The sequence below is a fragment of the Herbaspirillum sp. CAH-3 genome (genome assembly GCF_009668275.1).
In the GTDB taxonomy this organism is placed as follows: domain Bacteria; phylum Pseudomonadota; class Gammaproteobacteria; order Burkholderiales; family Burkholderiaceae_D; genus Herbaspirillum; species Herbaspirillum aquaticum.
The window spans coordinates 12,338-25,518 of record NZ_VSWE01000026.1 but is presented as its reverse complement, the minus strand read 5'-3'; the positions used below and the strand labels follow the sequence as shown (position 1 = coordinate 25,518).

Here is a 13,181-nt window from a genome sequence, read left to right as displayed (position 1 = left end):
AGAACGAGCCTCATGCCCCACGCCCGCACCACCACCCTGCTCGCCCGCAGCGCAGCCGCCTTGCTGGTGCTGCTGGCCGGCGCCGAGATCGGCCGCCGCATCGCCGACCTGCCCAGCCTGCCTGCGCTGGTCGACCTGCAATTCGACCTGACCCCGCGCAGCCAGAGCTACAAGGTGTTCGAGGACCATCCGATTGCGCCATCCTCGCACCCCCAGCCGCTGCCCACGGTACTGCGCCCGCTCAACATCGATGTGCCCTGGAAGGATGGCAAGCCGCTGCCGCTGCTCGATTTCATCAAGGGCACGGCGACGCACGCCTTCGTGGTGATCCAGGATGGCAACGTGGTCTATGAGCGCTACATCGATGGCTACGATGCCAATTCGCGCTTTACGTCATTCTCGGTGGCCAAATCCTTCGTTTCGGCGCTGACCGGTGTGGCGCTGAAACAGGGCAAGATCAAGTCGCTCAACGATCCCATCGGCCGCTACCTGAAACCCGATGAAATTTCGCCGGCTTACGCCAACATCACCGTCGGCCAGCTGCTGGACATGCGCTCGGGCATCGATGTCGATGAAAACTACGGCGGCTCGCTCGCCTCGCCGGTGGTGCGCATGTTCGTCAGCACCGACCTGCAGCGCTTCATCGCCCGCCGCAGCGGCCTGCGTTTCACGCCGGGGTCGCGCTTCGAATATCGCAGCGTCGATACGCTGATCCTGTCGCGGGTGCTGGCGCGCGCGACCGGCATGCGCCTGTCCGACTTCGCCCAGCAGGTGCTGTGGGAGCCGCTGGGCATGGAGCAGGAGGCCAGCTGGAGCGTGGATAGCCGGCAGCATGGTGTGGAAAAGGCTTTCTGCTGCCTCAATACCACGGCCCGTGACTTCGCCCGCCTCGGTTTGCTTTACCTGCAGGGTGGACGCATGGGCGGGCAACAGATCGTCAGCCCCACCTGGGCCGCCGAGCCGCGCCAGCCGGTCAACACCGGCAATGCACTGGACTATCGCGATGGCTGGTGGATCCCGCCGGGCAATGCCAATGACCGCGACTTCTCGGCCATCGGCGTGTTCGGCCAATACATCTACGTCAACCCGGCCACGCGCACGGTGATCGTCAAACTCAGCGACTACGGCACCGAGCAGGATGAAGTACTGACCCTGCTGGCCATGCGCAGCATCAGCCATGTGGTGTCGGGCAAGGATTGATCCTGACGGCGCAATGTCGATGCCCATGAAAAAACCGCCTGTCTTGCAACAGGCGGTTTTCATTTGGAGCAATGATCAACGGAAAAAATTTAAATGATATAAATCGTTTATATTTTTTATCCGCTCACCAAAAATCAAAAGCCGGGGTATCAGAACAGCTCGTTCTTCATCTGCGTCTTGGCCTTTTCTTCTTCCGGTGTCAGTCCACCGCGATCGCCCATGCCCAGGTCACGCACCATGGCGCTGGGCGGGAACTCGGCATAGTAATACTCGCCACCCGACTCGATCACGCCATCCGGCACCTTGCGGTCCACATTGGGCACATCCTTGAGGGCCTTGGACATGTAGCTGATCCACACCGGCAGGGCCAGGCCGCCACCGGTTTCGCGGTCACCCAGGCTCTTGGGCTGGTCGTAGCCGATCCAGGCGATTGCAGTCAGGCCCGGTTGATAGCCGGCGAACCAGGCATCCATGGAATCGTTGGTGGTACCGGTCTTGCCGGCCAGGTCGGTACGCTTCAACGACAAGGCCTTGACCGCGGTGCCATGGCGCACCACGTCGCGCAGCATGCTGTCCATGATGAAGGCATTGCGGGCGTCGATGACGCGGTTGGATTCATCGTCGGCGGTGGCCGGCTTGGCCTGCGAGAGGACTTCGCCGTTGCTGTCGGTGACCTTGGTGATCAGGTAGGGATTGATCTTGTAGCCGCCGTTGGCGAATACCGAATACGCGCCCACCATCTGCAGCGGCGTCACGTTGCCCGCACCCAGTGCCAGAGTCAGGTAGGGCGGGTTCTTGTCGGCATCGAAACCGAAGCGGGTGATGTATTCCTGCGCATACTTCACGCCCACGCGCTCCAGGATGCGGATGGAGACCAGGTTGATCGACTTCTGCAAGGCGCGGCGCATCGAGATGGGGCCTTCGAACTTGCCGCCATAGTTCTTCGGCTGCCACACCTGGCCACCGGTCTGGGTGAAGGTCAGCGGCGCATCATTGATGATGGTGGCCGGCGACAAGCCCTTTTCCAGCGACGACGAATAGATGAAGGGCTTGAACGACGAACCCGGCTGGCGCCACGCCTGCGTGACGTGGTTGAACTTGTTGCGGTTGAAGTCGAAGCCGCCCACCAGCGAGCGGATTGCGCCATCGCGCGAGTTCACCGAGACGAAGGCCGATTCCACTTCCGGCATCTGGGTGATGATCCAGCTGTTGCCATCCTGGAAGACGCGGATGATGGCGCCACGGCGAATCTTCTTCTGCGGCGGGGCCTTGTCCGAGAGCAGGTTGGCGCCAAAGCCCAGGCCGGCGCCGGAGATGCTGATCTCTTCGCCGGTGGAGAGCATGGCGGTGATTTCCTTGGGCTTGGCCTCCAGCACCACGGCCGCAACCATGTCGTCACTGTCGGGGTGATCCGCCAGCTCCACTTCGACCGCATCTTCGACGGCGTCCTTGGTGGCCTTCTCGGGCAGCTCCATGTAGCCTTCCGGACCGCGATAGCCGTGGCGGCGCTCATAGTCGATGATGCCGCGGCGCAGGGCGATGTAGGCGGCGTCCTGGTCGGCCTTGGTGATGGTGGTGAAGACGTTCAGGCCGCGCGTGTAGGTCTCGTCCTTGTACTGCGCATAGACCAGCTGGCGCGCCATTTCAGCCACGTATTCGGCGTGCATGCCGAAGGCCGAGCTGTCGCCCTTGACGCGCAATTCCTCATCCTTGGCTTCCTGGTACTGGGCATCGGTGATGTAGCCCAGCTGGCGCATGCGCAAGAGGATGTACTGCTGGCGCGCATGCGCGCGCTTGGGATTGACCACCGGGTTGTAGGCCGAGGGTGCCTTGGGCAGGCCGGCCAGCATGGCCGCTTCGGCGATGGTGAGGTCCTTCAGCTGCTTGCCGAAATAGATCTGGGCGGCCGAGGCGAAGCCGTAGGCACGCTGGCCCAGATAGATCTGGTTCATGTAGACCTCAAGGATCTGGTCCTTGGTCAGGTTGTTCTCGATCTTCCAGGCCAGCGGGATCTCGTAGAAGAACTTGCGCGTGGCCTTCTGCAGGAAGGTCGGCTCGTTGCTGGTCAGGAAGAAGTTGCGCGCCACCTGCTGCGTGATGGTGGAGGCACCGCCGCCGCCGCCGGAGAGGTTGGAGAAGGTCGCGCGGGCAATCCCCTGGTAATCGACACCGCCGTGTTCGTAGAAGCGGTCATCCTCGATGGCCAGGACGGCCTTCTTCATGATGTCCGGGATGTCCTTGAAGTGGACCAGGTTGCGGCGTTCCTCACCGAATTCACCGATCAGCACACCATCGGCGGAGAAGATGCGCAGCGGGATCTTGGGACGATAGTCGGTCAGCGTATCGAGGTCGGGCAGCTTGGGATAGGTCAGGGCGACGATGAAGGTCACGCCCAGGAGCACCATCACCACCAGGCCCAGCACGGTACCGAACAAACCCAGGAGGATGCGCAGCGACCAGTGCATGCGCTTGCGGGGCGCCTTTTCTGCGGGGGCATCCGCCGATGCCGGTTTGCGTTGATCGCCGCCGTTGGAAGATGAAGACATTCGAATTAAGCGTTAAAGCAGGCCGAAGCTGCAGGCCAGAGCCGGAGTGGAAGAAACAAGCCCGCATTATAGCGGCTCGCCCTGAGCCGCCGCGCGGCCGGGTGTTGCAAATAGACCAAAGGGCAGGAGGCCGGTTCCGGGGAGCGTGCCGTGAAGTGCGGCATTTCGCGCCAATTGCTGCAAATTGACAGGCATTCCTCAAGTTTCCGCTATTCCCGCCCCGCCACGCCCACTGGAGAATCCGAAGCTTCCCTTTGCATGAGAACGGCATATGGCAGGCTTCCTCTCTTTTTTCGGCCGCACGACCCCGCACCTGTGCGCCGGCCTCGACATCGCGCCCGACCGCGTGCGCCTGGCGCTGTTGCGCCGTATCGGCCGGCGCGCCCAGCTGCTGCGGCTGACCCAGCGCCTCACGGGCGGGATCATCTGCCAGGACGGGCAGATCACCGATCTCGATGCGCTCACGCTGATCTGCCGCTCGCTGCTGGACGAGCCCGGCTGCCAGGGGGCAGCGCTGGCACTGGCCGTGCCGGTCCCTTGCCTGACCGGCCGGCGCCTGGTGCTGCCGGCCGCAGCCCATCCGGTGCAGCGGCAGCGCCAGGTGCACGCCGAGATGGCCGCGCATGGCATCAGCACCGACGACCATGCGCTGGACTACCTTGAACTGGGCCCGCAGCCGGGCTCGCCGCCGGACCGGCAAGTGCTGGCCGTGGCGGCCTCGCGGCTGGCCATCGAGGATCGCCTGTCGCTGGCGGCAGCACTGGGCCGCCCGCTGGCCACGCTGGCACCGGAAGACCTGTGCCTGGCAGCCTGGCTGCGCGACGGCCAGCGCAGCGACCAGAGCGCCGTGCTGCGGCTGGACCGCAGTGGCCAGTGGCTGCTGCATGGCGACGGTCCCAGCCATGCCATGCCGCCGGTCGCCCTGCGCAGTGCGCACCTGGCCTTGCTCTCCCAGGCCGCGCCGGTCCTCAAGCCGCTACCGCGCAGGCTGCTGCTGAGCGGCGACCACCCTGCGCTGTTGGCCATTGCACGCGCCTTTACCAAATACGCCGCACTGGAGGCCCGCGTGGCCATGCCGCCGGCTTCCTTGATGCTCTCGCCCCATTTCGCGGCGCAGATGCCGCCGGACTACCATCTCGCGCTGGCGCTGGCCTGGGAGGGACTGGCATGAGATGCGGCATCGACTTCTCGCGCTCGCCAGCCCAGCGGCGGCGTGCACATGAACAAAACTTCTATCGCATGCTCGCAGCGGCCCTGCTATTGGGCGGCACGCTGGCAGCCCTGCCCGGCTTGCGCATTTCCTTGCACACGGCGTCCTTGCAGCAGGCCAATGCGCTGCTGACGGCAGAACTGCAGACGCTGTCACCCCAGGCCAAACAAACTGCCACCCTGCGCACCCGGATCACCGCACTGGAAAAGCAGCTCAAGGACCACCAGCAACTGGGCCTGCGACGCCAGCAGGCGGCGCGGTTGCTGCGGGCCGCAGCCCAGGCGGCGCAGGCCAGCCGCAGCCAGGTCCGCTTGCAACGCATCCTGCTGCAAAGCGATCGCGGCGAATTGCGGGGACAAGCACCCAGCGCCCAGGAGGTCCGCGACTTCGCCGCCGCCCTCGTCGCGAGCGGCCTGGAAGGCACAGCCCTGCATGACCTGCACGCCGAAGAGGGAGGCTATGCCTTCATCCTCGCGATTCCCTTGGCCGCCCCCTTGCCCGCCTCGCAGGAAGCCGCACCGTGAGCCCGGCCCGCCAATGGCGCACGCATCCGGCCCACTGGCCCCTGTTGGCGCGCCTGTCACTGGCGCTGCTGGTCACGCTCCTGTGCGCCGGCAGCGGCCTGCTGCTGGCCGTGAGCGAACTGGAGGATCAACGGCAGGCCGCACGCCAGCGCCAGCAGGACCTGCGTGTGCAATACCAGGCGGCATTGACGCAACGCTCGCAACAGCCCGCCCTGCAATCCCGTGAAACAGCGCTGGCGATGCAACTGGCGGCCCAGCAGGCGCAACTATGGCCGACCGAGCAGTCGCAGCCCGAACTGCTGCAAGCCAAGCTGGCCCGGCGCGCCAGCGAGTGTGGATTGACCCTGGAATCCTTCAAGCCCGGCAGCGGCAAGCTGACTGCGGCCATCGTGCTGCGTGGCAGCCATGCCGGCCTGATGCGTTTCGTGGAACTGGTCAGCAGCCTGCCGCTGCCGGTGCTCTTCGAGCGGCTCGATATCAGCGTGGCCGAAGCAGGCGGACAGGCCGTGCTGCAGATGAATGCCACCGTGAGCGCTCCAGTGGCCGCCACGCTCGCTGCAGGGGAGAAAAAGGAGTTCGTCCCATGAATCTGTCCTGGCTGGCATTGCTGCCGCTGCTGCTGGCGCTCGCGGGCTACGGCACCCTGCGCGCCGTCGACCATCCCGATGAAGTGACGGCCACCCGCGCCTGGATGGAGCAGGCGGGGCGATCCTCTGCAGCCGCTCGAACGGGTGCAGCGCCCGGCCCTGCCGATGCCGCCGCCGATGAAACGCCAGACGGCGACAACGCCGACTTGCCCGATCCCTTCCAGCTCAGGGAGGCCGCCACGGCAGAGCCTTCACGACAGGCAGGCTCCCGCGCTCGTGAACGTGAACGTGAGCACGAGGGCGATGAGGTCGAAGGCCGTCCTGCGCAGACTGCCGCCCCCGCCGTGGCAGTCTTGTCGCCCGCGCCCGGCCTGCGCTTGCTGGGCACCCTGCGCCGCGACGAGCACTGGATCGCCATCATCGACGTGGAGGGCAGCACCCGGCAGCTGCAGAGCGGGGATGCGCTGCCCGGCAGCCTGGGACGCGTTCTGGCGGTGCGCGAGGAGGCTATCGACATCGGCCGGGAAGACGGGCAGCGCCAGACCATTTCCCTGGCCAGCCTGCCGGCGACCCGCCCCTTGGCCGTCACTGCCCCGCCCCTGCCCTCGGCGCGCTCGACCGCCAGGAACGCCAGGACCGCCCGTCGCCGCCTGATCCGCCCCGGAGTAACGCCATGAAGATGATCCTGCTCCTGCTCACGCTGCTGGTGAGCCACCCTGCGTTGGCCGAAAACCGCCTGTTGGCCATCCACCTGCATCCCCGCACCGACGGTGCCACGCTGGAACTGCGGCTGGAAGCGCCAATGGATGCGGCCCAGGTGCAAACCTTCCAGCTGGTGGATCCCCCCCAGCTGATCCTGGACCTGCCCATGACTGCGGCATCGGAGGCGGTCTCGCGCAGCCTGGCCGGCAGCGGGCTGGTCAAGCGCATCCAGCTTGCGGCCGATGACGAGCGGCTGCGGCTGCAGGTGGCACTCAAGCAGGCCGCCATCCATGCGCTGCGCGCCGAGGAAGACCGCCTGCTGGTGGAACTGGTCCTGCAACCGGCGCCCGACCCGGCGGCCTTGCAAGGCATCAGCCTGCAACGAGGGGCACTGGGCGAGGCGCGCCTGTCCGTGGAACTGGGCAGCAGCGAACAGACCGTGCAGGTACGCCAGCTGGGCGGCCGCCTCATCGCCGACATCGCCGGCGCCACCGTACCACTGCCCCTGCGGCGGCAGGTGCAGACCGGCCAGCTGGGCACGCCGGTCACGCAGTACAGTGCACTTCCCCACCAGGAGGGCGCACGCCTGGTGCTGGAAATGCAGGGCCAGTGGCGCTACCACGCCTACCAGAGCCGGCGCCGACTGGTGATCGATGTGCTGCCGGTCAGCTCCGGCGGCGGCACCGGGGCGGGCTTGCAGGAGGGCAAGACTTATGGAGGCCATCGGCTTTCCCTGAACTTCCAGAACATCGAGGTGCGCACCGCCCTGCAAGTGCTGGCCGAACACAGCGGCGTCAACATCGTGGCCAGCGATACGGTCACCGGCCAGTTGAGCCTGCGCCTGAAGGACCTGCCCTGGGACCAGGTGCTGGACCTGATCCTGCAGGCCAGGGGCCTGGAAATGCGCCGCCATGGCGAGGTCCTGTGGATCGCGCCGCGCGACGAGATGCTGGCGCGCGAGCGCCTGGAACTGGAGCAGAAGGCCATGATCGCCGACCTCGAACCCCTGCATGCCGAGAGCTTCCAGCTCAATTACCAGCGCGCCGACACCCTGCGCAAGGCGCTGGGCATCGGCGAGGACGGCAGCACCCAGGCCAACCGCCGCAATGCCCTGCTCTCGCGCCGGGGCAGCGCCATGATCGACAGCCACACCAACCAGTTGCTGGTCACCGACACGCTGGCCGTGCTGGCCAATGTGCGCAAGCTGATCGAACGCATCGATGTGGCCTCGCGCCAGGTCTTGATCGAAGCCCGCATCGTCGAGGCCGATGACAGCTTTTCACGCAATCTCGGCGTCAAGCTCGGCCTGGCCGCCACCACGCGCGGCACGGCCATCGGCAACGGCTATGCCGCCATCGGCGAGCAAAGCGGCCAGACCCCAGCCACGCCCGACCTCTATTTGCGCGAACCGGCCCTCAACCTGCGTAGCGAAAGCCTCGGCGGCGCCGCGCCCGGCAGCTTCGCCTTCACCCTCTTCAACGCGGCGGCCCAGCGCTTCCTCAACATCGAATTGTCGGCACTGGAAGCCGACGGGCGCGGCAAAATCGTCTCCAGCCCGCGCCTGATCACGGCCGACCAGCAGGTCGCGCTGATCGAGCAGGGGGAAGAAATTCCCTACCAGCAAGCCGCCGGCAACGGCAGTACCGCCACCGCCTTCAAGAAAGCCAACCTGAAGCTGGAAGTCACGCCCCAGATCACCCCTGACGGCAACGTGATCCTGGAGGTGGACGTCAACAAGGACAGCCGGGGCAGCGTCACGCCGGGCGGGCTGGCCATCAATACCAAGCACATCAAGACCAAGGTCCAGGTCGAGGATGGCGGCACGGTGGTCATCGGCGGCATCTACACCCAGACCGACAATGACCATGAGACGCGGGTACCGCTGCTGGGCGACATCCCGGTGCTGGGGGCGCTGTTTCGCAGCCAGAGCAAGGTGCGGGACAAGACCGAACTGCTGATCTTCCTGACCCCGCGCATCGTCGCCGCGCCGCGCCCGTATTGAGCCGCGGGGCCCCGGCTACGGGAATTTTCCCCGGTGGCGGGGCAAAGAACGGTAAAATCGCTGTTCCAGGCCCGTGGCGCCGGGCGCAAGCCCGCCAGCAGCGGGCAACACAGCCGTCCACCGGGCGGCAGGCGACCGTGCCGGCAGACGTGCGGCGCCATGACATTGGCCAGTAGCGCAAAGCGCAGAATTCTTAGATATGACGGGAAGCATCTTCCTTGTCGGCCTGATGGGAGCCGGCAAGACCACCATAGGCCGGGCCCTGGCCAAAAAGCTGAACAAGCGTTTCGTCGATTCGGACCACGAGATCGAAGCGCGGACCGGCGCCACCATCCCGGTCATCTTCGAGATCGAGGGCGAGGAGAACTTCCGTCGCCGCGAAGCCGAAGTCATCCGCGAGCTGGCGGCCCAGCCCGACATCGTGCTGGCCACCGGCGGCGGCGCCGTCCTGCGTGCCGAGAATCGCGAGAATCTCAAAAAGGGCGGCACTGTCGTCTACTTGCGCGCCAGCATCAACCAGATCCTGCAGCGCACCGGGCGCGACAAGAACCGCCCGCTGCTGCAGACCGCCGACCCGCGCCGCAAGCTCGAAGAGCTTTCGCGCCAGCGTGATCCGCTTTATCGCGAAGTCGCCGATTTCGTGGTCGAGACCAACCGGCCCAATGTGCAATTCCTGGTGCAGACCATCATCAGCCACCTGGAACTCTCACCCAAGGAAGGGGCCTGGCAGCCCGAGCCGGAACCTGACGAAACCGTCGTATTCGAGACCAGCAGCGCCGTCCTGACCCAGGGCGCCGATGGCAGCACCACGCTTTCCCGCAGTCATTCCACCCAGATCTTCCATGGCGCCGCCAGCGCCGAACCGACACTTCGCAGCATGAACCCGAACACCGCTCCCGCCGCTACCACAATCGCCTCCCTCACCCTCAACGTCGACCTGGGCGAACGCAGCTATCCCATCCACATCGGCCGCGGCCTGCTGGATGACGCCACCCTGCTGCCGCAATACGTCAAGGGCAAGCGGGTGGCCATCGTCACCAACGACAAGGTCGGTCCACTCTACCTGGACAAGGTGGCCCAAGCGCTGCGCGCGGCCGGCAAGCAGGTCACCGAGATCGTGCTGCCCGATGGCGAGGAAGAGAAGAACTGGGCCAGCCTGATGAAGATCTTCGATCGCCTGCTGGCCGACAAGTGCGACCGCAAGACCACCCTCATCGCCCTGGGTGGCGGCGTGATCGGCGACCTGACCGGCTTCGCGGCGGCCTCCTACATGCGCGGCGTACCCTTTGTGCAAGTGCCCACGACCTTGTTGTCGCAGGTGGATTCCTCGGTCGGCGGCAAGACCGGCATCAACCATCCGCTGGGCAAGAACATGATCGGCGCCTTCTACCAGCCGCAGGCCGTCATCGCCGATACCGCCACCCTGCACACCCTGCCCCCGCGCGAACTGGCAGCCGGCATTGCCGAAGTCATCAAGCATGGCGCCATCATCGATGCGCCCTTCTTCGACTGGATCGAAACCAATATGGCGCGCCTGGTCTCCAAGGATGACGCCGCCCTGGCCTATGCGATCCAGCGCTCCTGCGAGATCAAGGCCGAGGTGGTGCGCCAGGACGAACGCGAAGGCGGCCTGCGCGCCATCCTCAACTTCGGCCATACCTTCGGCCATGCCATCGAGAATGGCCTGGGCTACGGCCAGTGGCTGCATGGCGAGGCGGTCGGTTGCGGCATGGTGATGGCGGCCGACCTGTCACAGCGCCTGGGCTACATCGATGCCGCCACGCGCGACCGCATCCGCGCCGTGACCGCCGCTGCCGGCCTGCCGACGGTAGCCCCGAACCTGGGCACCGAACGCTGGCTGGACCTGATGGAAGTGGACAAGAAGAACGAAGGCGGTGCGATCAAGTTCATCCTGATCAAGCCGCTGGGCAGCCCCCTGATTACCAACGCGCCGCAGGAGCTGCTCTTGCAAACCCTGGCGGCCTGCACCGGAGAATGACATGCACACTGAAGCGCCCGACCATCTCGCCCCCTATGCCGCCCACTCGGCAAGTTCGCGAGGCCGGCGCTTCAGTGAAACGCCACCCGGCTCGCGCAGCCAATTCCAGCGCGACCGTGACCGCATCGTCCACTCCACCGCCTTTCGCCGGCTCGAATACAAGACGCAGGTTTTCGTCAATCATGAAGGCGACCTGTTCCGCACCCGCCTGACCCACAGCATCGAAGTCGCACAGATCGCCCGCTCGTGCGCGCGCAACCTGCAACTGAACGAAGACCTGGTGGAAGCCATCTCGCTGGCCCACGACCTCGGCCACACGCCCTTCGGCCATGCCGGACAGGATGAGCTGAACCACTGCATGAAGCATCACGGCGGCTTCGAGCACAACCTGCAGAGCCTGCGCGTGGTCGACGAGCTGGAGCAGCACTACGCTGCCTTCGACGGCCTGAACCTCACCTTCGAGACACGCGAAGGCATCCTCAAGCACTGCTCCCTGCACAATGCCCGCCAGCTGGGCGAGATCGGCGTGCGCTTCCTGGAAAAGAAGCAGCCTTCGCTGGAAGCGCAACTGGCCAACCTGGCCGACGAGATCGCCTACAACAACCACGACATCGACGATGGCCTGCGCTCCGGACTACTGACCATGGAGCTGATGAGCGAAGTCGATTTCTTCGCACGCCACCTGCGCGAAGTCGAACAGGCCTATCCCGGCATCACTGGCCGCCGCGTCATCCATGAGACCGTGCGCCGGATGATCAATGCGCTCATCGTCGACCTGAACCAGACCTCGCGCAGCCGCATCGCCGAGATCGCCCCGCGCGACATCGAGGATGTGCGCAATGCACCGCAGCTCATCGCCTTCTCCGACGCCATGGCGGCCGAAGCGGCCGAGCTGAAGAAATTCCTGCGCGAGAAGCTCTACCGCCATTACCAGGTCAACCGCATGACGGCCAAGGCGCGACGCATCATCGCCGAGATGTTCCAGGCTTTCATCGGCCAACCCAGCCTGCTGCCGCCGGACTATCAGGTCAAGGGCATCACCGACGAAACACAGCGCCTCGACAAGCAGGCGCGCAAGGTTGCTGATTACATCGCCGGCATGACGGATCGCTATGCCATTCGCGAGCATCGGCGATTGTTCGTGATGGAGTGATGGAGTGATGGAGTGATGGAGTGATGGAGTAATGAGGCAGGTCGTGCGGGTGCAAGACCCGCACTGAACGCGGCGTGTCGAGACGCTGCGTTTTCAAGGAGCTCATCCTTGCACGCTCATTGTCGCGCTGCCAGTGCGATTTCATTACCCCGCTGCAATTGAAATCCAGCTGCCAGCGCCTTGCGCACATTTCGTTACATTTTTTCTTGATCGCCTGCCCCCTGGCAGGCCCTTCGGCGGTACGCACGGTATCGCCGCAAACCCGCTTCCAGCAAGGATTTCCGAAAGATTGCGCGGGTGCAATGCAGGCCTGTCAACGAAGCACCCCAGAAACTGACAGGTGTAAATTCCTGTCAATATCAAGTCCGCGTCGAACGGGCCGTTATGCAGCAATGGAGTGAGTGCGCATGGTGCGCATTTCCGCTTCCCTGGATCCGTCTCCCCCTTGATGCCCGGATCCCCTTTCTTTTTCAGGAGACCGTCATGGCTATCGGCAATACCAACGGCGTGGACACCAAGTCCCTGCTGCCCGTTACTCCCTCTTCCACTTCGTCGACCTCGGCAGCAGCATCCGGGAACGACAAACTGCCCGCCACCGCAAGCGAGTCCGGCAGCGGCGACAAGATCACCCAGGCCAAACAAGCCAACCTGCTCACCGTGAGCGGTGCCAAGGCGCAGTTCAACCTGTCCATCGTGCAATCCTCGCTGGAGGTGTCGCTGCAGACGCAGAACGATCCGCTGTCGCTGGTCTACAAGACCGCCATCGAAAACATCAACGACATCCTGCGTCCGCAGCTCGGCGACAACGCCATCCAGACCGCATCGACCCAGGACAATTCGCCCGAGGCGACGGCCGGCCGCATTGTCTCCTTCATCACCAACATGTTCGATCTCTACAAGAAGAACAATCCGGACAAGGACGACGCCGGCAACATCGACGATTACATGAACCTCATCTTCAAGGGCGTCGACCAGGGCTTCAAGGAAGCACGCGGCATCCTGGAAAGTCTCAACGTGCTGCAGGGCGATATTGCCAGCAACATCGACAAGACCTATGACCTGGTACAGAAGGCGCTGGGCGACTTCATCAACAAGGTCAAGGGTGGCAAGCAGGAAGGCGAGGATGGAGCGGGCAGCGAAGGCAATACGGATGGCCAGGGCGGTACGCTGGTGACCAGCGAGACGACGGTCAGCATTTCGGTGTCGGTGAGCCAGACGCGGATCAGTACCAGCGCGTAATCGCCCCCTTCAAGGCAGG

Annotated in this window: 10 protein-coding genes; 9 read left to right on the top strand and 1 reads right to left on the bottom strand. The window is 64.9% G+C overall.

Translation table 11 applies throughout. From position 1 onward, the window contains the following. The first annotated feature begins 12 nt into the window (after positions 1-12). On the top strand, positions 13-1,200 hold the full coding sequence (locus tag FYB76_RS24850; RefSeq protein WP_154135401.1) for a serine hydrolase: 1,188 nt from the start codon (positions 13-15) through the stop codon (positions 1,198-1,200). Positions 1,201-1,349: 149 nt separating this feature from the next. Here the strand turns inward: FYB76_RS24850 and FYB76_RS24845 are convergent, their stop codons facing one another. After that, positions 1,350-3,665 carry a penicillin-binding protein 1A gene (locus tag FYB76_RS24845; protein WP_088756897.1) on the bottom strand — a complete coding sequence of 772 codons (2,316 nt, stop codon included), beginning with the start codon at positions 3,663-3,665 and terminating at the stop codon, positions 1,350-1,352. A 352-nt stretch (positions 3,666-4,017) separates the two neighbouring features. Between FYB76_RS24845 and pilM the strand changes: the two genes are divergently transcribed. The 8 genes from pilM (at position 4,018) to FYB76_RS24805 (ending at position 13,162) form a co-directional block, all read left to right on the top strand. Then, the gene (gene pilM / locus FYB76_RS24840) at positions 4,018-4,917 is read left to right on the top strand and encodes a pilus assembly protein PilM (RefSeq protein ID WP_154135400.1); all 900 of its coding nucleotides are present in this window, start codon (positions 4,018-4,020) and stop codon (positions 4,915-4,917) included. Further along, the gene (locus FYB76_RS24835) at positions 4,914-5,480 is read left to right on the top strand and encodes a pilus assembly protein (protein WP_154135399.1); all 567 of its coding nucleotides are present in this window, start codon (positions 4,914-4,916) and stop codon (positions 5,478-5,480) included. Before pilM ends, FYB76_RS24835 begins: the two co-directional genes overlap by 4 nt. After that, positions 5,477-6,067: a type 4a pilus biogenesis protein PilO gene (gene pilO, locus FYB76_RS24830; protein ID WP_370516415.1), complete on the top strand. Its 591-nt coding sequence runs from the start codon at positions 5,477-5,479 to the stop codon at positions 6,065-6,067. Before FYB76_RS24835 ends, pilO begins: the two co-directional genes overlap by 4 nt. Continuing rightward, positions 6,064-6,744, top strand: coding sequence for a hypothetical protein (locus tag FYB76_RS24825; protein WP_154135398.1), 681 nt, complete (start codon positions 6,064-6,066; stop codon positions 6,742-6,744). Before pilO ends, FYB76_RS24825 begins: the two co-directional genes overlap by 4 nt. Continuing rightward, positions 6,741-8,771: a type IV pilus secretin PilQ gene (pilQ, locus tag FYB76_RS24820; protein WP_154135397.1), complete on the top strand. Its 2,031-nt coding sequence runs from the start codon at positions 6,741-6,743 to the stop codon at positions 8,769-8,771. Before FYB76_RS24825 ends, pilQ begins: the two co-directional genes overlap by 4 nt. Positions 8,772-8,970: 199 nt before the next feature. Beyond that, positions 8,971-10,770, top strand: coding sequence for a bifunctional shikimate kinase/3-dehydroquinate synthase AroKB (gene aroKB / locus FYB76_RS24815; RefSeq protein ID WP_154135396.1), 1,800 nt, complete (start codon positions 8,971-8,973; stop codon positions 10,768-10,770). A 1-nt stretch (position 10,771) separates the two neighbouring features. Beyond that, complete coding sequence (locus FYB76_RS24810) at positions 10,772-11,923, top strand: deoxyguanosinetriphosphate triphosphohydrolase (protein WP_088756792.1); 1,152 nt, start codon at positions 10,772-10,774, stop codon at positions 11,921-11,923. A 483-nt stretch (positions 11,924-12,406) separates the two neighbouring features. Then, complete coding sequence (locus FYB76_RS24805) at positions 12,407-13,162, top strand: DUF5610 domain-containing protein (RefSeq protein ID WP_154135395.1); 756 nt, start codon at positions 12,407-12,409, stop codon at positions 13,160-13,162. Positions 13,163-13,181 lie beyond the last annotated feature (19 nt).

What these genes read in the sequence shown, in the direction of transcription:
- FYB76_RS24805 (WP_154135395.1), top strand. Translation starts at nt 12,407, where the DNA reads ATGGCTATCGGCAATACCAACGGCGTGGACACCAAGTCCCTGCTGCCC.
- pilQ (WP_154135397.1), top strand. Translation starts at nt 6,741, where the DNA reads ATGAAGATGATCCTGCTCCTGCTCACGCTGCTGGTGAGCCACCCTGCG.
- FYB76_RS24825 (WP_154135398.1), top strand. Translation starts at nt 6,064, where the DNA reads ATGAATCTGTCCTGGCTGGCATTGCTGCCGCTGCTGCTGGCGCTCGCG.
- aroKB (WP_154135396.1), top strand. Translation starts at nt 8,971, where the DNA reads ATGACGGGAAGCATCTTCCTTGTCGGCCTGATGGGAGCCGGCAAGACC.
- FYB76_RS24810 (WP_088756792.1), top strand. Translation starts at nt 10,772, where the DNA reads ATGCACACTGAAGCGCCCGACCATCTCGCCCCCTATGCCGCCCACTCG.
- FYB76_RS24850 (WP_154135401.1), top strand. Translation starts at nt 13, where the DNA reads ATGCCCCACGCCCGCACCACCACCCTGCTCGCCCGCAGCGCAGCCGCC.
- pilM (WP_154135400.1), top strand. Translation starts at nt 4,018, where the DNA reads ATGGCAGGCTTCCTCTCTTTTTTCGGCCGCACGACCCCGCACCTGTGC.
- FYB76_RS24845 (WP_088756897.1), bottom strand. Translation starts at nt 3,665, where the DNA reads ATGCACTGGTCGCTGCGCATCCTCCTGGGTTTGTTCGGTACCGTGCTG.
- FYB76_RS24835 (WP_154135399.1), top strand. Translation starts at nt 4,914, where the DNA reads ATGAGATGCGGCATCGACTTCTCGCGCTCGCCAGCCCAGCGGCGGCGT.